We start from the raw sequence: 18728 nt of genomic DNA on the forward strand, positions 1-18728 counted from the left end.
TGGTGGGGCAAAGACCTTTTGGTTACTTTTGGGGCGCTTGCCAAAAGTGACCCGCTGTAAGAGCGGAACCATAGGTGGCCGTTACCGCAGCAACGGATATGTACACAAACCAACCCACCGCAAATCAAGCATTCCCCGCCAACCTCAACCGAGCCGCCTGAGTAAAATCCAACATCCGCTTCAGCGGTCTAACCGCCTGCGGAATCACCGAAGGCTCAACAAAAATCTCATTACTCCCCTCACGCAAACACTGCAGCGTGCGCTCCAGGGTATTCATCGCCATCCACGGGCAATGCGCACAACTGCGACACGCCGCCCCATTCCCCGCCGTCGGCGCCTCGACAAACACCTTGTCCGGGCACAGCTGCTGCATCTTGTAGAAAATGCCGCGGTCGGTGGCCACGATAAACGTCTTGTTCGGCAACCGCTGCGCCGCCGCAATCAACTGGCTGGTAGACCCCACCGCATCCGCCAACTCAATCACCGAAGTGGGCGACTCCGGGTGCACCAGAATCGCCGCGTCCGGGTACAACGCCTTCATGTCCTCCAACTGCTTGGACTTGAACTCCTCGTGAACGATGCACGCACCATCCCACAGCAACATGTCCGCCCCCGTCTGACGCTGGATATAGGTGCCCAGATGCTTGTCCGGCCCCCAGATAATCGTCTCGCCGTTATCCATCAGGCTTTCGACAATCTCCAGCGCACAACTGGAAGTCACCACCCAATCAGCACGGGCTTTCACCGCCGCCGACGTGTTGGCATATACCACCACCGTGCGCTCAGGGTGCTGATCACAGAATGCCGAGAACTCATCCACCGGGCAGCCAAGGTCCAGGGAGCACGTGGCTTCCAGTGTCGGCATCAGGATGCGTTTTTCAGGCGTGAGGATCTTGGCCGTCTCCCCCATGAATCGCACGCCCGCCACCAATACGGTCTTGGCCGGGTGCGCCGCGCCGAAGCGGGCCATTTCCAGGGAGTCGGACACACAACCACCGGTTTCTTCGGCCAGGGCCTGAATCACCGGGTCGCAGTAGAAGTGTGCCACCAGCACCGCGTCCTGAGCCTTGAGCTCGGCGGCGATGGCGGCGCGGTAGCCCGCCTCTTCTTCGGCGCTCAGCACCTTGGGCTGCTTGGCGTCGAGGTGGGCTTGGACCAGAAGGCGTTCGGAAATTTGCGTCATGTTCGCAAGACCTGCAGGCGCAGTTGCGCGAAAGTCGAGTGTACCACCGGCTCTGGAGCCTTTCGGGCGCCGCCGGACGAAGTGATTGTGTTCATCAAGCACGGTGAAGCTGCGCAAGGCTACAGAATATCGAATGGTTTCAAAAGCCTAATCTGGGATTCGGCCAGGCATGAAAAAGGGAAACCCGGCCAGGGGTTTCCCTTTTTTACAACGACCGGTTTAACCGGGCAAAGCGGACGGATCGTCTTGCAGCAACGCCCCCTGATGCATGTTCGCCAGGGCATCCTTCAGGATGGTTTCATCGGCGCCCTTGGCACTCTTGCCTTCCCGCGCCGCATATTCCAGCAGTACCAGGTAGTCGCGATGGCTGGTGGCCTCGTTCGGTACCACGCTGTCGTTAACCAGTCGAGCCATCTCGTATCGCTGGGTGCGGGTGTTCTGGCTGGCGCTTTGGTCCACGGAGGCGTTGGTCAGGAAGCCATCCTTGTAGGTGATGTTCGCCGCACTGCTGGCCTTGTCGTCGACCTGCACATAGAGGTAGTTCTGCGACTCGCGCCTGGTATCGAAAGCCGGCGGCTTCCCGCCATCCAGGCCCTGATGGAAACTGGCCTTGAGGCTTGATCGCTGGACCTGATCGATCGTGCGATTGGAGAGGTCATTGCCGCCGATGCGCGTTTTCTGGGAAATCCCATAGGCAAACGTATCGGTTTCCCCTGGGCGCGCCGGGTTGGGGGAGCTGGCCGCCTGGCTGATGGAGGCCTTGAAATCCGCCAGGCCCGTCAGCAGGCCTTGATCTGCCGCGCTGCGGGTCAGCGGCGCAGGCGCTTTGGCGCCCTGCGGGTAGTTGCTGTTCATGGCGGTAAACGCATCCTTGAACATCGCCATCAGGTCAGCATCTGCCTTGCCCCGCGCCTGGGCCTTGTCGAACTGGGCCAGGTAGCTTTTCAGCGCGATTGCCTGTTGCTTGGCGTTGCCGAGGATGCCGGCGTTCTTCAGGTCGACCGAGAGATTCACTTCCCCCGCCGGGCTACTCATGCGCGTGGTGCGGCCCTGGCTGTCCGCATGGAATGCAAGCGTGAGGTCGTCAGTATTGCTCACTTTCAATTTGCCGCTGAGGTCCACCGAAGCCAATACGCTGGAATCAAACTGCGTCAGCTTGCTCAGCTCGAGCTTCGGCGGCTGGGCGGCCAGGCCGTCGATCGCGTCCTGGAAGGCTTCGCCCAACTTGGCGACTTCCTTGAGTTCGGCGGCGCTGAGGGCGCCACTGTCCACCTTCGCCTGCGCGGCCAAGCCTCCGAACTGGCTGGCCAGGCTGAAGGTGACGGTCTTGCCGCTGGCCGTCTTGACGGTCAGGCTGACCAGGTTGTCGGCCCTGCTGTGCAGCAGCGCCTGTTGAACCTTGAGTTCGGCGGGGCTTTGGGTCCTGGAAGAGCTGGTGCTCAGCGCCGACTGGGAAATGTCGGTACCGCTCTTCGCAAATTGCTCGATCAGGGTGGCGCCCAGGCCGCTGAAGCCTGTGCCTCTGGGCAGTGCAGGGAAATTCGTGCTGATCGCTTTGGTGACCGCATCGTCGCTGTCACTTTCCCAGGCATTGATCGGCCCATGGCCGGGCAATTGGCCGTTGCGGGAATACGTCTCGGCTTGAACGTCCACCGTGACATTGCCAAGGCTGACCACCGAGGAAGGTCGCACGGCAGCGGCGTCCGTTTCTGGCGCCTGCGTAGCTGGCGGGGTAACGGCGGGTCGATTGGTAAGGGCGATGGCCGAGCTGATCGGCGAAAGCGTAGTCATGACGATCCCTGTCTTGAGCTGGATTGCAGCCAATTTAACCAAGACAGGGAAGGTTTGGTAGCGCGACCGATACAATTGCTAGCAAAGAGCCATGTCAGAAAACTGACTCTTTGCCCTCTTCCGGTGCATCAGAAGCGGTAAGTCACCGAACCGCCGAAACCGTTGGCGCTGTTTTCATACTTGGCGTCGTAGGTCAGCGCCAGTTGCGGATTATTGTCGCGGACCTTGATCGGCTCTTCTTTCAGGTAGGAATAAGCGACGTCGAAGGTCAGGTTATCCACTGGCGTCCAGCCGGCGCCCAAGCTGAACACCGTGCGATCGCCCGTAGGAATACGTACGGACCGGTCGGTGTTGTTGGTGGGCGTCTGGTCCACCGAAAAGCCGGTACGCAGCACCAGTTGCTTGTTCAACTGGTACGACAGGCCGATGGCGTGAGACCAGGTGTCATGCCAGTGCTGTTCTTCGGTGATGGAGTTCAGGCCGGCCAGTTCGGTGGCGAGGTCAGAGACGCCACTGTTGTTGATCGTAATCTTCTTCAACTGGCTCCAGCGGGTGTAGGTGCTGCCGACGTACAGGGTCCAGTCATCGTTGAGTTTATGGGTGACCGAGAAGTCCACGGACGACGGCGTGGTGACATCCAGCTTGGCGTCATACCGCTGCGGGCCGCCATCCACCAGGTCGGTGAGCACCCCCGAGGCGTTGGTTTTGCCCGACAGGTGATACACAACCTGCGAGTGGTAGGTCACACCAATGCGCGTGCTTTCAATCGGCTGCACCAGGATACCGGCGTTGAAACCGGTGGCGGTGTCGTCGCCCTTGACCTTTACGTTTTCCGTGCCGAGGCCAAATGCCGGGACCTTGGAGTCCAGTTCGCCACTGATACGGTTGAAGGTCGGACCGAAGCCCACCGAAACCTTGTCGTTGAAGGCATAGCTGACGGTTGGCTGCACGGTGATGACTTGAACCTTGCTTTTGTTGCCAAAGCCATTGCCCTGGAAGCTGTGTTCATAGTCGGTCACGAGGCCGAACGGCGCGTAGATTCCCAGGCCAAACGCCCAGTGTTCATCAATCGGCGTCACCAGGTAGCCCATCGGTACGGCGATGCCGGGGACCATATCGCCTTTGTTGGTGCCGGGGTTGTCCACGCCACCTTGGCTGGAACTGGCGTCCTTGATGTTCGACTTGGCATCCAGGTAGGTCGCCCCGATGCTCACTTCATTCTGCTTGAGGCGAGACATGCCCGCCGGGTTGCCAAACACCGTGCTGGCGTCATCCGCGGAGGAGGAACGCCCGGCGTAACCGGTCCCCATTGAACTGATGCTTTGTTCGTTGAGGGCGAAACCACCGGCAAACAAGGAAGTGGAGGCAAGGGAAATCGACAGCGCCAAAGCGCTCTTGAAGAGTTTTTTATTCATTATTAGAACTCGAATTATTGGGCAGCGAGAGGAAGCTACCAATCTTCGAGCGGGCAAATTATGAAGAGTTTTTCATGCGCAAAATTGTCCGACAATCCTATTTTTTTCAAAGACTTCGACGGTTTTTCCAGCACTTATTCAGACCCCGGAACCTGAATATGACTGACGGGTTTTAATCTCGCCGTCACGCTTGGAGCATGCCGGATTGCCTGCCATCGAATAAGCGTGAAGGCGCTGGTGATATAAGTGTCGCAATGACATGATGACGGCCATTTAACACGCGTGGCAGCACTCAAATGAATAGCACTATCGGGACGGGGCCTGAGACAAACAGCCCACCTGAATCTGGCGAGAGTGATTTGTCCGCCGCGGGCCTCAACCACAGCGAAGCCTTCACCGAACGCGTGCTTGCCAGCATCAACGATTGCATCAAGGTGCTGGACCTCGACGCCCGCCTGACCTTCATGAGCGAAGGCGGCAAGCAGATCATGGAAGTCAGCGACTTCAATGCGATCCGCGGCTGCCCCTGGCCCGACTTCTGGCACGACCAGGGCAATCTCGATGCCAAGGCTGCCGTTGAGGCCGCCAAGGCCGGTCGCAATGCCAGCTTTGTCGGCGCTGCCCACACCCTGGCCGGCAACCTTAAATGGTGGCACGTGAACGTCAGCCCGATCATGGGCAGTGACGGCCTGCCGGAGAAAATCCTCTGCGTGTCCCGGGACATCACGCCCCTGCGCGAAGCCGAAGAGTCCCTGCGCAAACTCAACGAGTCCCTGGAACAGCGGGTGGTCGAACGCACTCGCGATCGCGACCGTATCTGGCGCCTGTCGCCGGACCTGATGCTGGTGGCACAACTCGACGGTGTGATCTCCGCCGTGAACCCGGCCTGGACACGCATGCTCGGCCACGCCGAAAACGACCTGGTGGGCAGCCAGTTGCTGGCCCTGGTCCACCCCGACGACCTGGCCGTCTCATCCTCGGCGGTCAGCCGTTTGGGCGATGGCAAGAACTTCCCCAATTTCAAGAACCGTTACCGCCACCAGGACGGCAGCTACCGCATGATCGCCTGGACGGCCGTGCCCGACAGCGACTACATCCACGCCGTGGGCCGCGATATCCAGGCTGAGGAAGAAGCCAAGGAAGCCCTGCGACTGTCGGAAGACGCCCTGCGTCAGTCACAGAAACTGGAAGCCATCGGCCAGCTCACTGGCGGTGTCGCACATGATTTCAATAACCTGCTGACGGTGATCAAGTCCTGTGCCGACTTGCTCAAGCCACCTGCCCTGAGCGAAGCACGCCGCGTGAAATACGTGGAAGCCATCGCCAGCACGGTCGATCGCGCGGCCCGCCTGACGGCCCAGTTGCTCACATTCGCCCGCCGCCAGGCTTTGCGACCCGAGGTGTTCAACGTCGGCGAAAGTGTAAAGCGGGTGGGCGAGATGATGGACAGCCTGACCGGTTCACGGGTCAAGGTAAGCATCCAGGTGCCTGACGACGCCTGCTTTATCAACGCCGACGAAAGCCAGTTCGATACCGCGCTGGTCAACATGGTGGTGAACGCCAGGGATGCCATGGCCGGCAACGGGCATTTGACCATCACCGTTTCGACGGCAACCTGGCTACCCTCGGTTCGCGCTCACCCGGTACGCATCGCCGATTACGTGACCATCGAACTGGCGGACACCGGCTCGGGTATCCCGCCGGAAAAACTCGACGCGATCTTTGAGCCCTTCTACACCACCAAGGGTATCGGCCAGGGCACCGGCCTGGGCTTGTCCCAGGTGTACGGCTTCGCCAAGCAATCAGGCGGGGAAATCCTGGTACAGAGCGAGTGCGGCAGGGGTAGCCAATTTACGCTGTACCTGCCCAAGGTCGAGCCAAGTGCCATGCCGGTACCTCAAGACACCAGCGCTTCGCCCATCATCTCAGGCTTGTGCGTGCTGATGGTCGAGGACAACGCCGATGTGGGCCTGTACACCTCGCAAACCCTGGAACAGATGGGCTTTCACGTGCTGTGGGTGCCGGATGCGAACAGCGCGCTGGAAGCCCTGGCCCCCAACCCGGAAAGCTTCCAGGTGGTGTTCTCCGATATCTCCATGCCCGGCATGAGTGGCCTGGAGTTGCTGGACGCAATCGAAGCCTTGTACCCATGGCTGCCGGTGGTGCTCACCACCGGCTACAACGACGAATACGCGCGTATCGCCCAGGAAGAAGCCAGCCGTTTTGTCTTGCTGCAAAAGCCGTATTCCACCGAGGTGCTGGCCCTGCTGCTGCAAAAAGTCGTCAAGAGCCGCCTGCCCCTGGTCGCACAAGGCTAGACCGCAGGCCGGGTCGTGTCCGGAACATTCCCCATCTCCAGGGCCAGATCCAGCCAGGCCCGCGCCGCCGGTGGCAAGTGCGCCTGTCGCCGCCAGGCCAGGGCGATGTGCCAATCAGTCTGGGGCTCGTCCAGCTGGATCAGGGCGATGCCGGCGTGCAGGTGTTTGTAAGCCAGCATGCTCGGTAGAAACGCGACACCCAGGCCTGCGGCAACCAGGTCGACGATAAAGTCGATCTGGGCACTGCGGGCGGTGATACGCGGGACTACGCCTCTGCGCTCGCAGGCTGTGAGAATGATCCGGTTAAGCGCAAACCCGGCCTCGAACAGAATAAAGGGCGAGTCAGCCAGGTCGGAAAAATCGACGCTTTTACGCCCGGCCAAAGGATGGTCGATCGGCATCACCACCATCAGTGGCTCGACGCGCACATCCTGATATTCAAATTCTCCCGCCACCGGTACCAGCAACGCGGCCAGGTCCACCTCCCCGGCCTCCAGGCATTCGCCCAACTTCTTGCTGCCATGCTCGATCAGCTCGATCTCGATTTCCGGATAACGCTGTCGATACAAGGCAAACATCGCCGCAAACAGCACCCCACTGCCCACCGGCGGCAAGCCGATGCGCAATACACCGCGCTTAAGCCCCAGCAAGTCGTTGATCTCGGCCACCAGGTCACTGCGCTCCGCCAGCAACACCAGCGCTCGGCGGTAGGCAATTTCGCCGGCGGCCGTGAGCTCGCTCTTGTGGCCGATGCGATTGAACAGCGGCGTGCCCAATTCATCTTCCAGAGTCTTGACCGCCTTGCTGACGGTAGACTGGGTGAGCGAAACCACCTCGGCTGCTTGTGAGAAGCTGCCCTGGCGAACTACTTCGACAAAGGCCAGCAACGTACGAAGGTTCATGAGTATTCCGTTTGCGACTTGATTCAAGTTGGAAAAGTTGTTTTTACCATGAAAGGCCTTTGTCTATCCTCACCCCACCGTTTTCTTCACTCGGGGCATCACTGTTCATGATCATTTCGTCTGCATCGGATTACCGCGAAGCCGCCCGCCGCAAACTGCCGCGTTTCCTGTTCGACTACATCGACGGCGGCGCCTACGCCGAACACACCCTCAGGGCCAACAGCTCCGACCTGTCGGATATCAGCCTGCGCCAGCGCATCCTGCGCAACGTCGAAAGCCTGAGCCTTGAAACCACGTTGTTCGACCAGCCATTGGCGATGCCGGTGGTCCTCAGCCCGGTGGGCCTGACCGGCATGTTTGCCCGGCGTGGTGAAGTCCAGGCGGCGAAGGCGGCAGCGAACAAGGGCATTCCGTTTTGCCTGTCGACCGTTTCCGTGTGCCCGATCGAGGAAGTGGCGTCCCAGAGCCCGCAATCGATCTGGTTTCAGCTGTATGTGCTGAAAGACCGCGGCTTCATGAAAAACGCCCTGGAGCGCGCCCAGGCCGCCGGGGTGAAAAACCTCGTGTTCACGGTCGACATGCCCACCCCCGGCGCGCGTTATCGCGATGCCCATTCGGGTATGTCCGGTGCCTACGGGCCGCAACGCCAAATCCTGCAGGCCATGACCAAACCAGCCTGGGCCTTCGATGTGGGCCTGCTGGGTCGCCCCCACGACCTGGGCAACATCTCCAAGTACCTGGGCAAGCCCACCCAACTGAAGGACTACATCGGCTGGCTGGCCAACAACTTCGACCCTTCCATCAGTTGGAAAGACCTGGAGTGGATCCGCGAATTCTGGAAAGGCCCGATGATCATCAAAGGCATCCTCGACCCACAGGATGCCAAGGACGCGGTGAGCTTTGGTGCCGACGGCATCGTCGTATCCAACCACGGCGGGCGCCAGCTTGATGGCGTGCTGTCCACAGCCAAGGCACTGGCGCCTATCGTACAAGCCGTGGGCAGCGATCTGACGGTGCTGGTGGACTCCGGCGTACGCTCGGGGCTGGACGTGGTGCGCATGCTCGCGCTGGGCGCCAAGGGCGTTCTGCTGGGCCGTGCACAGGCTTACGCACTGGCCGCCGACGGGCAGCGTGGCGTGGAGAACCTGCTGGATATCTTCGCCAAGGAAATGCGCGTGGCCATGACGTTGACCGGAGTCACGTCGATCGCCCAGATCGATGAGTCGATCCTGGTGCGCAGCCAGGGTTGATCAGTGCAGCGACCTCGGAGCATCCCTTCCGGGGTCGCCCACAGATATTTCTAAATGTTTCTTCATAAAGCCAAACCGTCATTAAACAGACACATTTCAGGAATTAAATCGTCACGTCCCAGGCAGGTGGAGTCCTCCACCTGCCCCCTTCCTTTGAGGTGTCGTCGTGATGTTGCTGACCAAAAAGAGTCTGTCAGTGTTGTTCACTGCCCTGTGCCTGAGTGGTGTCGCTCACGCCACTGACGTCACGGGCGCAGGCTCCAGTTTCGTCTACCCGGTGCTGTCCAAGTGGTCCCAGGAATACAGCAAAAGCTCCAGTGACCGGATCAACTACCAGTCCATCGGCTCCGGTGGTGGTATCGCCCAGATCAAGGCGGCTACCGTGGACTTCGGTGCGTCCGACGCGCCGCTGTCGGCGGATGAACTGAAGGCCGGCGGCCTCGGCCAATTCCCAAGCGTGATTGGCGGCATCGTGCCGGTGATGAACGTCGAGGGCGTTGCAGCTGGCCAGCTGAAACTCGATGGTGATGTGCTGGCGAAGATCTTCCTCGGTGACATCAAGGCCTGGAACGACCCGGCGATTGCCGCCCTCAACCCCGGCTTGAAACTGCCGGGCGCGAATATCACCGTGGTCCACCGCTCGGACGGCTCGGGCACCTCGTACAACTTCACCAACTACCTCTCCAAGGTCAGTGATGGCTGGAAAACCAAAATCGGTTTCGGCACCACCGTGCCGTGGCCGGTCGGTGTGGGCGGCAAGGGTAACGAAGGTGTTTCGGCCTACGTGAAGCAGATCAAGAACTCCATCGGCTTTGTTGAATACGCCTACGCCCTGCAAAACAAGATGACCTACGCCTCACTGAAGAACGCGTCCGGCAAATTCGTCGAGCCCAACGCCAAGGCCTTCCAGGCAGCGGCTGATACTGCCGATTGGGCCAACGCCCATGACTTCAACCTGATCATGACCAACGCACCGGGCGAGAACGCGTGGCCGATCACGGCGACCACCTGGATCATCATGTACAAGCAGGCAAAAAACGCCGAGCAAAGCCAGGCCGCTTTCAACTTCTTCAAATGGTCGTTGGAGAAAGGTCAGCAGCAGGCTGCGGCATTGGACTACGTAGCGTTGCCCGATTCCCTCGTGACCCGGATCGAAGGTTACTGGAAGTCTGACTTCGCCCACTGATCCGCCTCTATAGCCCCCTTCCTCAAGCATGTGCATGCTTGATGGAGGCGGGTGAGCACTTCTGATATGAACGACACCGTGCAATCCCTGGTTATGACTACTCACGCAAGCGACGTGTCGGGTGATAGCCGCGCCGCTCGCGATCAGCGCCACGATCTGTGGTTCAAACGCTCGATGTTCGGGGCCGCGATGCTGGTGCTGCTGCTCTTGGCAAGCATCGCCGCCTCCACCCTGTGGGGCGGTGGCCTGGCCTTCAAGACCTTCGGTTTCGGTTTCATCACCAGCACCGAGTGGGATGCGGTCAACAACCACTTTGGCGCCCTGGTACCGATCTACGGCACCTTGGTCACCTCGTTGCTGGCGTTGCTGATTGCGGTGCCGGTGAGTTTCGGCATCGCGATTTTCCTCACCGAAGTGGCGCCGCCCTGGCTGAGAATGCCGGTCGCCTCCGCCGTTGAATTGCTCGCGGGCATTCCCTCGATTATCTATGGCATGTGGGGCCTGTTTGTTTTCGGGCCCTTTATGGCTGAACACTTGTCACCCTGGATCAACGATTACCTGGGTGCGCTTCCGTTTATTGGATCGCTGTTCCAGGGGCCACCGCTGGGCATCGGGATGCTGACCGCCGGCATCGTGCTGGCGATCATGATCACGCCGTTCATCACGTCGGTGATGCATGAGGTTTTCCGCAGTGTGCCGACTCAATTGAAGGAGTCGGCCTACGCACTGGGCAGTACTACCTGGGAAGTGGTGTGGGACATCGTCCTGCCCTACACCCGTTCGGCAGTGGTCGGCGGGATCTTTCTCGGCCTCGGTCGCGCCCTGGGTGAAACCATGGCCGTGACCTTCGTGCTGGGCAACGCGCAACAGTTCTCCGCCTCGTTGCTGATGCCCAGCAGTTCCATCGCGTCCGTCATCGCCAACGAGTTCAGCGAGGCGTACACCGACCTGCATCGTTCGGCGCTGATCGCCCTGGGCTTCCTGCTGTTTATCGTGACATTCGTGGTGCTGGCACTGGCGCGGCTGATGCTCATGCGCCTGTCCCGCAAGGAGGGCCTATGAGCAGCAACGAACGCCTGTACCGCAAGCGTGCCTTGAAGAACCGGGTGGCCATGCTGCTCAGTTGTGGCGCGACAGTCTTTGGCCTGCTGTGGCTGGCGTGGATTCTGCTGACCACCATCATCAACGGCTTTCAGGCGCTCAACCTGCGCCTGTTTACCGAGATGACGCCGCCACCCGGAACAGACGGCGGCCTGGCCAACGCGTTTTATGGCAGCGCCCTGATGTCCGGGATTGCGCTGCTGATTGGCACGCCCATCGGACTGATGGCCGGTATCTGGCTGGCGGAATTCGCACGGCACTCGCGCCTGGGTACCACGGTGCGTTTCATCAACGACATCCTGCTGTCCGCGCCGTCGATCGTGCTGGGCCTGTTCATCTACACCGGGGTGATCCTGCCGCTGAACCTGCTGACCAATCACCAGGTAGGTTTCTCCGCCATTGCCGGTGCCCTGGCGCTGGCCTTGCTGGTGATTCCGGTGGTGGTGCGCACGACCGACGAGATGCTCCAACTGCAACCTTCCACCATGCGCGAGGCGGCCCTGGCCCTGGGCGTACCCCAGTGGAAACTGACGTTGCAGATCGTGTTGAGAGCGGCCAAGGCCGGCGTGGTGACCGGCATCCTGCTGGCGCTGGCGCGGATTACCGGGGAAACCGCGCCGCTGCTGTTCACCGCCTTCGGCAACCAGTTCTGGAGCAGCAACCTGCTCAAGCCGATTGCCAGCGTGCCGGTGGTTATTTTCCAGTACGCCATGAGCCCCTTCGATGACTGGCACTCCCTCGCATGGGCAGGCGCCTTGGTACTGACGATGTTCGTGCTGGTGCTGAGCTTGCTGTCTCGCCTGATTCTTTTGCGCAATAGGTCCCACTGATGCAATCGACCCGCCTTGATCCTGAAAAAACCAAAATCCGTGTCCGTGGGTTGGAGTTTTTCTACAACAACCAGCGTTCGCTGAAATCCATCGACATCGACATTCCGGAAAAACGCATCACCGCGATCATCGGCCCATCGGGCTGCGGCAAGTCGACCTTGCTGCGCGTGTTCAACCGTATCTACTCGATGTACCCGAAGCAGGAAGCCCGCGGTGAAGTGCTGCTCAATGGCGAAAACATCCTCGCCCCCGGCTATTCGATGAACCGCCTGCGCAGCCACGTCGGAATGGTCTTCCAGAAGCCGGTACCGTTCCCGATGTCGATCTACGACAACATCGCCTATGCCGTGCGCCACCACGAAAAGCTGTCGCGCCGGGAAATGGATGATCGAGTCGAGCAAGCCTTGCGCGGCGGCGCGCTGTGGGATGAGGTGAAAGACAAACTCAAGCAGAGCGCCCAGAGTCTCTCAGGCGGGCAGCAGCAACGCCTGTGCATCGCCCGCACCATTGCGCTGCGCCCACAGGTATTGCTGCTGGATGAACCGACCTCGGCGCTCGACCCGATTTCCACCGGGCGCATCGAGCAGTTGATCACCGAGCTGAAAGAGCAATACACGGTGATCATCGTGACCCACAACATGCAGCAGGCCGCCCGGGTGTCGGACAGCACGGCGTTCATGTTCATGGGCGAACTGATTGAGCATGGCAATACGGATGAGATCTTCACCAAGCCGAAGATGAAACAGACCGAGGACTACATCACCGGGCGGTTTGGCTAGCTTTAACAAAAAAGCCGATCACTCTCTGTCGCGAGAGTGATCGGCTTTTTACTGGGCAAAAAAAAACCCGGAAATCCTCACTTGCGTGGGCCTTCCGGATTTTCTAAACCGCCAAAAATGGTGGGTCGTGTGGGATTCGAACCTACGACCAATTGGTTAAAAGCCAACTGCTCTACCAACTGAGCTAACGACCCGCTGTGTGGTGGCGCGTATAATACTGATTTCTAAGGATTATTCAACACCTTATTTAAAATAAATCAGAAATAACGCGTTGGGTCAGTAATTCCGGCCGCTTGGAAGCCCTCTGCACGCAGTCTGCAGCTGTCGCATTTCCCACAAGCGCGACCATCAGTGTCTGCCTGATAGCAGGAAACAGTCAGCGAGTAATCGACGCCAAGTCCTACGCCTGCCTTCACGATATCGGCCTTGCTGCGGTTCTGCAGTGGCGCCAGGATGCGAAAGCCCTGCCCTTCTACACCGGCCTTGGTCGCCAGGTTGGCCATGCGCTCGAACGACTCGATGTACTCGGGGCGGCAGTCCGGGTATCCGGCGTAGTCCAGGGCGTTGACGCCGATGAAGATGTCGCGGGCATTGAGCACCTCGGCCCAGCCGAGGGCCAGGGACAGGAAGACCGTGTTGCGTGCCGGCACGTAGGTCACCGGAATGCCTTCGCTGGGGCCTTGCGGCACGTCGATGGAGCTGTCGGTCAGCGCCGAGCCACCCATGCCGTCGAGATTCAGGCCGATCACCTTGTGCTCCACCGCGCCCAGGTGTCGGGCGACACGGGCGGCAGCGTTCAGTTCGGCACGGTGACGCTGGCCGTAGTCGAAGCTCATGGTGTAGCAGCTATAGCCTTCTGCACGGGCCATGGCGACCACTGTCGCAGAGTCGAGGCCGCCGGACAGCAGGATCACCGCACGTTTTTGATCAGTCATCTCAGCGCCCCGGCTCGTCGTTCCACAGGTACTTGTGCAGCTGCAGTTGCAGACGCACCGGAAGGTTGTCTGCAACAACCCAGTCGGCCAGGTCGCGAGCATTCAGGTCATGATGGCTGGGGGAAAACAGCACTTCGCCGGCGCGGCGGTCCAGGCCATACTGGATCAGCTTGGAGGTCGCCCAGTCGTAGTCTTCACGGGAACAGATGACGAACTTGACCTGGTCGTTGGCCGTCAGCAGCTCGATGTTCTCGTAGCGGTTGCGGTGCACTTCCTTGGAGCCTGGGGTCTTGAGGTCGACGACTCGGCTGACCCGAGGGTCGACTGCAGAGATATCGAGGGCGCCGCTGGTTTCCAGGGACACCTCGTAGCCGGCATCGCACAACTGCCTGAGCAAGGGAATGGCATTGGGCTGTGCCAGTGGCTCGCCACCCGTGACGCAGACATAACGCGGCCGGTAACCGGCCACCTGCTCAAGGATGTCTTCAAGGGTGCGCACGGTGCCGCCGCTGAAGGCGTAGGCGCTGTCGCAGTACTGGCAACGCAGCGGGCAACCGGTGAGGCGCACAAATACAGTGGGCAGCCCGGCAGTGCGCGTTTCACCCTGCAACGAGTAAAAAACTTCGGTGATACGTAATGTGTCTTGCATAGTCGCCACGGGCGTAACAGCTAAACAGGCTGTCCGCCTCCGTCAGGCACTTCGAGGAATTGCGCCAACGCGTAAACCCCAGGAAGCGTGTTTCATAAAAGGGCGTGGATTCTAACGAAAAAACCCGCGCAGGGCGCGGGTTTCTTCTGAACGGGTTGCGACGCTTACATGCGTTGCAGATCCCGCTGAGCCAACTGGGCCGCAGAGGTACCCGGATATTGGGCCACCACCTGCTGCAGAATGCCTTTGACCTTGTCGGTATGACCCAGGCGGCGTTCTACGTCAGCCAGTTTGTACAGCGAATCCGGCACCTTGGCGTGCTTGGGGTACAGCTGGCTGACCTTGGCAAATGCCTGGCCTGCGCCCTGCAGATCACCCTTGGCCAGGTTCACCTCACCCAACCAGTACTGGGCGTTGCCCGCGTACTGGCTGTTCGGGTATTTGCGCAGGAATGCGGTAAAAGCCTGGCTGGCCTTATCGAAATCCTTGGCTTTGATCAGGTCGAAGGCTGCATCGTAATACAGCTTTTCCTTCGCCGGATCACCCGGTTCGCTGCTGGCGGCAGGGGCTTGGCTGGCAGCCGCGGCCCCTGCTGCTGCACCACCGGCGGCGCTTGCGGCGCCACCGGCAGAAGAATTATCAGGAGTAGCGGCTGGTGTAACGCCGGCTCCAATGCGTCGATCAAGATCCTGGTAACGCTCCAGGCCTTCTTGCTTCAGCTGGTTCACTTGATTCTGCAGAACCTCAATCGTGCCTTGTTGCTGCGACAATTGATCCTGCATGCGTTGCAGCTGGTTGAACAGTTCGCCCTGTGCCGAAGGCGCGGCAGTTGCCGCGCCCCCGGCATAGGCGCCGTTCGTGCCATAACCCGCTGGCGGATAACTGCTCCCGCTATTGTTATAGCCAGAGTTGCTATCTTCCACAGGAACCGCAGCCCACACCGCAAGCGGTGCCAGGCTGAGAGCCAATACAGTTAGAGCACGACGGCACGTTCGCATGACGAATTACTTACGCAGTTCGACGCGACGGTTTTGAGCCCAGGACTGCTCGTCGTGGCCAGTAGCAACTGGACGCTCTTTACCGTAGGAAACCAGTTCCAGTTGGCCTGGAGCAACACCTTGCAGAACCAGGTAGCGCTGAACGGCTTTCGCACGACGCTCGCCCAGTGCCATGTTGTACTCACGAGTACCACGTTCGTCGGTGTTACCTTCCAGAACAACGCGAGCGCCGTTAGCTTTCAGGTCCTTCGCGTGAACGTCCAGAGCGCGCATGGCTTCTGGTTTCAGGTCCGAACTGTCGTATTCGAAGTAGAAAGTGGTGATAGCGCGCAGAGCAGCTTCTTCGCTCAGGGAGCCGTCAACTGCACCAGTGTTAGCGCCGTAACCAGCGTTTGGATCAACAGCTGCGCCTTCACCGGCATTGTCGCCGCCTTTAGACGAGCAACCAACGGCTACGGACAGAGCCAGAGCCAGAGCAGCAAACTTACCAAACTTCAGCATTTCCATCGTGAAACTCCTAATGAACCCCAGTGTGTTAAGTACTTCTTTTTGTAGCGCCGCGTCAGTTCAGGTAAGGGGACCAGGACGGTTCTCTGACTTCGCCTTGAGCGGTAGGAAGCGGGAGCCTTACGCGTCCATTAATGGACACGAGCATCAAGACTCCCCGGCCCTGCTGGCGGGTGGCGTAGATTACCATGGTGCCGTTGGGCGCAACAGTAGCTGACTCATCAAGGTTGGTATCTGTAAGGATTTTTACGGTTCCACGCTGCAAATCCTGGGCCGCAACCCGGAAATTAGTGAAACCATCCTGACGGTGAATCATCACCAACGTCTTTTCATCAGCCGAAAGCTTAGGTGCAGCGTTGTAGTTACCAATAAAGGTCACTCGTTCGGCGCCGCCGCCGTTGACGCTGGTTTTGTAGACTTGCGGCTTGCCGCCACGGTCGGAGGTGAAGTAGATGGTCGAGCCATCCTTGCCCCAGAACGGTTCGGTGTTGATGCCCGGGCCGCTGGTAACACGGCTCAGTTGGCGCGAAGCCATGTTCATCACGTAGATGTCCGGGTTGCCATCTTTGGACAGCACGAATGCCAGGCGTGAACCATCCGGCGACCAGGCTGGCGCGCCATTCAGGCCTTCGAAGTTGGTGATCTGCTCACGGCGACCGGTATCGATGTGCTGGACGAAGATCCGTGGACGCTTCTGTTCAAAGGACACGTAGGCGATACGCTTGCCATCTGGCGCGAAACGCGGCGACAGGATCGGCTCACGGGATTGCAGCAACGTCACTGCACGCGCGCCGTCATAGTCGGAACGCTGCAAAGTGTAACGAGTGTTGTCTACCGAAAAACGCTCGGCCGTTACATAGAGCAAGCGCGTGGAGAAGGCACCCTTGATCCCGGTCAGTTTTTCAAACGACTGGTCGGAGATGTAGTGCGCCATGTCCCGCAGCTGATCCGTGGTGCCCGACACGCTGCCGGTCAGCACTTGCTGCTCGGTCGCGACGTTGAACAGGGTGTACTGGATCTGCAGGCGACCGCCGGCGGGCGTGATGCTGCCCACCATCAGGTACTGGGCGTTCAGCGCTTTCCAGTCACGGAAGATGACTTCGCTGGCCTGGGTCGGCTGGCTGATCATGTTGCCTTTGTCGATCGGTGCGTAGTAGCCGGAGTTGCGCAGGTCATCGCTGATGATCTGCGACATGTCGTCCGGCAGCACGCTGCCGCCCTGCCAGCCAAACGGCACAACGGCGATCGGGGTGGCCCGATCGCTACCGCTGGTGACCAGGATGTTCTTTTCATCCGCCGCCGCTATCCCTGCCATGCAGCAAATAACGACAAGCATTCCTCGAAGAAGGTTTCTCACAAGGCTAGATCCTCAGGTGTGAATGTCATCTTGAATGAACGGTAGGGAGCGAAGTCGCTTGGTTTCATTCCCTGCATCTCGGTCAACCGGCCAATGTTCTTGACCGCTGCTACCGCCGAACTGTCGAACGAACCGTCGCCACTGGACTTGGCCACGCTGACCGAAGTCACCGTACCGTCCGGCAACATGCCGATCTGCAGCACTACTGTCATGCCTTTACGTGCCGAAGGAGGACGGGTCCACCCTTCCGCTGCCCGTGAACGAATCAGGTCGTCGAAACTGCCCGCGACTTCATCACCACGTTCATCGGCCAAGGCTTGCTGGCGCTGCGGCGTGTCGGAAAGCAAATCGGCCAAGGCCTGGGCCTTTTTGTCTTCGGTCGATTTACGCGCTGCTTCCTGGGCCTTTTTCTTGGAGGCATCGGCAGCAGCTTTCTTCTTCGCATCGTCGGCGATCTTCTTCTTCGCCTCGTCAGCTTCAGCTTTCTTCTTGGCGTCGTCCGCGGCTTTCTTCTTCGCGTCTTCGACTATCTTTTTCTTCGCGTCTTCAGCGGCCTTTTTCTTGGCCTCTTCTTCGGCAGCCTTCTTGGCTTCTTCTTCAGATTTCTTCTTGGCTATATCAGCCAATTGTTTCTCTTCAGCCTTCTTGGCTTCGGCAGCTTTATCGGCTTTCTTGGCTTCATCAGCCTTTTGCGCCTCTGCAGCTTTCTTCGCCTCGTCAGCCTTTTTCGATTCCTCGGCCTTTTGAGCCGCCTCTTCTTTCTTTTGTTCCGCAGCAGCCTTCACCGCTTCCTGCTCGACCTTCTTCTGTTCCATCTGCTCGACTTCAGTCTGGCGCGCAGCCGACTTCTGGGCCTCACCCGCAATCTTCTGATTGGTCTGGGTGGTGGCCTGGCTTTTCGATTTCAGCTGATACAGGGTCGCCTGCACGATCGGCTTGGCTGGCGGCAGGTCCGGGGTCATGGCAAAGCTGACGAACAGCATGCCAAACACCAGGACGTGCAGGGCAATTGCCCAGACGCTAGGCCAGAAGTAGCTTTCCGAGGCGGACGGCTCTCGCTGTTGGTGCATCAGGGCGCCTCGGTAATCAAGCCAACATTACCGACCCCGGCCTTCTGCAGCCCGCCCATGGCGCCCATGACGGAGCCGTAGTCGACGACCTTGTCGCCGCGAATGAACACCTGGGTGTGCTTGCCACCTTCGTTGCCGGCGCGAATGATCTTGGTCACGGCATCAGTCATCTGCGGCAAGGTCATGGCCTTGTCCTGCTGTTTCTGAGTGTCGACTTCGCTGCCAAGGTTCCAGTAATAGGTCTTGTCAGCCTTGATCGAAATGGTCAGGACCTGGGTGTTGTTGTCCTGCGGCAAGGCTTCGCTGGAAACCTTGGGCAGATCAACCTTCACGCCCTGATTGAGCATCGGCGCGGTCACCATGAAGATAACCAGCAGCACCAGCATCACGTCGATGTAAGGCACTACGTTCATCTCGGCGACCGGCTTGCGCTTTTTGCGAGCTCGAGCGATTAAAG

The 18728-nt window shown here is 59.5% G+C and carries 17 protein-coding genes and 1 tRNA gene; 6 read left to right on the forward strand and 12 right to left on the reverse strand.

The window, feature by feature from the left end; translation table 11 throughout:
* Nucleotides 1-124: 124 nt before the first annotated feature.
* From nadA to HX824_RS13870, 3 genes are all read right to left on the reverse strand, one after another.
* Nucleotides 125-1183 (reverse strand): quinolinate synthase NadA, encoded by a 1059-nt coding sequence (gene nadA / locus HX824_RS13860; protein ID WP_003209852.1) that lies wholly within the window; start codon nt 1181-1183, stop codon nt 125-127.
* 219 nt (nt 1184-1402) lie between these two features.
* Nucleotides 1403-2974 carry a lactate dehydrogenase gene (locus tag HX824_RS13865; RefSeq protein ID WP_218180478.1) on the reverse strand — a complete coding sequence of 524 codons (1572 nt, stop codon included), beginning with the start codon at nt 2972-2974 and terminating at the stop codon, nt 1403-1405.
* A 128-nt stretch (nt 2975-3102) separates the two neighbouring features.
* Nucleotides 3103-4389, reverse strand: a complete 1287-nt coding sequence (locus HX824_RS13870; RefSeq protein WP_003209847.1) for an OmpP1/FadL family transporter — start codon at nt 4387-4389, stop codon at nt 3103-3105.
* Nucleotides 4390-4748: 359 nt separating this feature from the next.
* Here HX824_RS13870 and HX824_RS13875 point away from each other — a divergent pair, with 359 nt between their 5' ends.
* Entirely contained in the window at nt 4749-6707 is a 1959-nt protein-coding gene (locus HX824_RS13875) for a PAS domain-containing sensor histidine kinase (RefSeq protein ID WP_134327230.1), read from the forward strand.
* On the opposite strand, the gene HX824_RS13880 is transcribed toward HX824_RS13875, so the two are convergent.
* Complete coding sequence (locus HX824_RS13880; protein WP_003209844.1) at nt 6704-7609, reverse strand: LysR family transcriptional regulator; 906 nt, start codon at nt 7607-7609, stop codon at nt 6704-6706. The genes HX824_RS13875 and HX824_RS13880 overlap by 4 nt on opposite strands.
* 107 nt (nt 7610-7716) lie before the next feature.
* Between HX824_RS13880 and lldD the strand changes: the two genes are divergently transcribed.
* The 5 genes from lldD to pstB all read left to right on the forward strand — a co-directional run bounded on the left by lldD (nt 7717) and on the right by pstB (nt 12755).
* Nucleotides 7717-8859 (forward strand): FMN-dependent L-lactate dehydrogenase LldD, encoded by a 1143-nt coding sequence (gene lldD, locus HX824_RS13885; protein WP_003209842.1) that lies wholly within the window; start codon nt 7717-7719, stop codon nt 8857-8859.
* Between the two features lie 169 nt (nt 8860-9028).
* The gene (gene pstS / locus HX824_RS13890; RefSeq protein WP_003209841.1) at nt 9029-10045 is read left to right on the forward strand and encodes a phosphate ABC transporter substrate-binding protein PstS; all 1017 of its coding nucleotides are present in this window, start codon (nt 9029-9031) and stop codon (nt 10043-10045) included.
* 66 nt (nt 10046-10111) lie between these two features.
* On the forward strand, nt 10112-11107 hold the full coding sequence (pstC, locus tag HX824_RS13895) for a phosphate ABC transporter permease subunit PstC (protein ID WP_087692899.1): 996 nt from the start codon (nt 10112-10114) through the stop codon (nt 11105-11107).
* Nucleotides 11104-11976 carry a phosphate ABC transporter permease PstA gene (gene pstA / locus HX824_RS13900; protein ID WP_003209837.1) on the forward strand — a complete coding sequence of 291 codons (873 nt, stop codon included), beginning with the start codon at nt 11104-11106 and terminating at the stop codon, nt 11974-11976. Before pstC ends, pstA begins: the two co-directional genes overlap by 4 nt.
* Entirely contained in the window at nt 11976-12755 is a 780-nt protein-coding gene (gene pstB, locus HX824_RS13905) for a phosphate ABC transporter ATP-binding protein PstB (protein WP_003209835.1), read from the forward strand. The genes pstA and pstB overlap by 1 nt, the downstream gene beginning before the upstream one ends.
* Before the next feature lie 118 nt (nt 12756-12873).
* Here the strand turns inward: pstB and HX824_RS13910 are convergent.
* The 8 genes from HX824_RS13910 to tolR form a co-directional block, all read right to left on the reverse strand.
* Nucleotides 12874-12949: transfer RNA gene (locus HX824_RS13910), tRNA-Lys, on the reverse strand.
* A gap of 63 nt (nt 12950-13012) precedes the next feature.
* Nucleotides 13013-13690 carry a 7-cyano-7-deazaguanine synthase QueC gene (queC, locus tag HX824_RS13915; RefSeq protein WP_134327231.1) on the reverse strand — a complete coding sequence of 226 codons (678 nt, stop codon included), beginning with the start codon at nt 13688-13690 and terminating at the stop codon, nt 13013-13015.
* Between the two features lies 1 nt (nt 13691).
* Nucleotides 13692-14339 carry a 7-carboxy-7-deazaguanine synthase QueE gene (gene queE / locus HX824_RS13920; RefSeq protein ID WP_087692898.1) on the reverse strand — a complete coding sequence of 216 codons (648 nt, stop codon included), beginning with the start codon at nt 14337-14339 and terminating at the stop codon, nt 13692-13694.
* Between the two features lie 164 nt (nt 14340-14503).
* Nucleotides 14504-15337, reverse strand: a complete 834-nt coding sequence (gene ybgF, locus HX824_RS13925; RefSeq protein ID WP_023659229.1) for a tol-pal system protein YbgF — start codon at nt 15335-15337, stop codon at nt 14504-14506.
* Between the two features lie 6 nt (nt 15338-15343).
* Nucleotides 15344-15844, reverse strand: coding sequence for a peptidoglycan-associated lipoprotein Pal (pal, locus tag HX824_RS13930; protein WP_003209827.1), 501 nt, complete (start codon nt 15842-15844; stop codon nt 15344-15346).
* 55 nt (nt 15845-15899) lie between these two features.
* Nucleotides 15900-17180: a Tol-Pal system beta propeller repeat protein TolB gene (tolB, locus tag HX824_RS13935; RefSeq protein WP_032868196.1), complete on the reverse strand. Its 1281-nt coding sequence runs from the start codon at nt 17178-17180 to the stop codon at nt 15900-15902.
* Between the two features lie 17 nt (nt 17181-17197).
* A complete protein-coding gene (tolA, locus tag HX824_RS13940; RefSeq protein WP_003209823.1) occupies nt 17198-18271 on the reverse strand; it encodes a cell envelope integrity protein TolA in 1074 nt (357 codons plus the stop codon).
* Nucleotides 18271-18723 carry a protein TolR gene (gene tolR / locus HX824_RS13945; RefSeq protein ID WP_161635741.1) on the reverse strand — a complete coding sequence of 151 codons (453 nt, stop codon included), beginning with the start codon at nt 18721-18723 and terminating at the stop codon, nt 18271-18273. Before tolR ends, tolA begins: the two co-directional genes overlap by 1 nt.
* Nucleotides 18724-18728 lie beyond the last annotated feature (5 nt).

The organism is Pseudomonas sp. D4002 (genome assembly GCF_013385665.1).
Classification (GTDB): domain Bacteria; phylum Pseudomonadota; class Gammaproteobacteria; order Pseudomonadales; family Pseudomonadaceae; genus Aquipseudomonas.

Bases quoted from the DNA above. Each gene is read 5' to 3' on its own strand.
- nadA (WP_003209852.1), bottom strand. From the start codon at position 1,183: ATGACGCAAATTTCCGAACGCCTTCTGGTCCAAGCCCACCTCGACGCC.
- HX824_RS13865 (WP_218180478.1), bottom strand. From the start codon at position 2,974: ATGACTACGCTTTCGCCGATCAGCTCGGCCATCGCCCTTACCAATCGA.
- HX824_RS13870 (WP_003209847.1), bottom strand. From the start codon at position 4,389: ATGAATAAAAAACTCTTCAAGAGCGCTTTGGCGCTGTCGATTTCCCTT.
- HX824_RS13880 (WP_003209844.1), bottom strand. From the start codon at position 7,609: ATGAACCTTCGTACGTTGCTGGCCTTTGTCGAAGTAGTTCGCCAGGGC.
- lldD (WP_003209842.1), top strand. From the start codon at position 7,717: ATGATCATTTCGTCTGCATCGGATTACCGCGAAGCCGCCCGCCGCAAA.
- pstS (WP_003209841.1), top strand. From the start codon at position 9,029: ATGTTGCTGACCAAAAAGAGTCTGTCAGTGTTGTTCACTGCCCTGTGC.
- pstC (WP_087692899.1), top strand. From the start codon at position 10,112: ATGAACGACACCGTGCAATCCCTGGTTATGACTACTCACGCAAGCGAC.
- pstA (WP_003209837.1), top strand. From the start codon at position 11,104: ATGAGCAGCAACGAACGCCTGTACCGCAAGCGTGCCTTGAAGAACCGG.
- pstB (WP_003209835.1), top strand. From the start codon at position 11,976: ATGCAATCGACCCGCCTTGATCCTGAAAAAACCAAAATCCGTGTCCGT.
- queC (WP_134327231.1), bottom strand. From the start codon at position 13,690: ATGACTGATCAAAAACGTGCGGTGATCCTGCTGTCCGGCGGCCTCGAC.
- queE (WP_087692898.1), bottom strand. From the start codon at position 14,339: ATGCAAGACACATTACGTATCACCGAAGTTTTTTACTCGTTGCAGGGT.
- ybgF (WP_023659229.1), bottom strand. From the start codon at position 15,337: ATGCGAACGTGCCGTCGTGCTCTAACTGTATTGGCTCTCAGCCTGGCA.
- pal (WP_003209827.1), bottom strand. From the start codon at position 15,844: ATGGAAATGCTGAAGTTTGGTAAGTTTGCTGCTCTGGCTCTGGCTCTG.
- tolB (WP_032868196.1), bottom strand. From the start codon at position 17,180: ATGCTTGTCGTTATTTGCTGCATGGCAGGGATAGCGGCGGCGGATGAA.
- tolA (WP_003209823.1), bottom strand. From the start codon at position 18,271: ATGCACCAACAGCGAGAGCCGTCCGCCTCGGAAAGCTACTTCTGGCCT.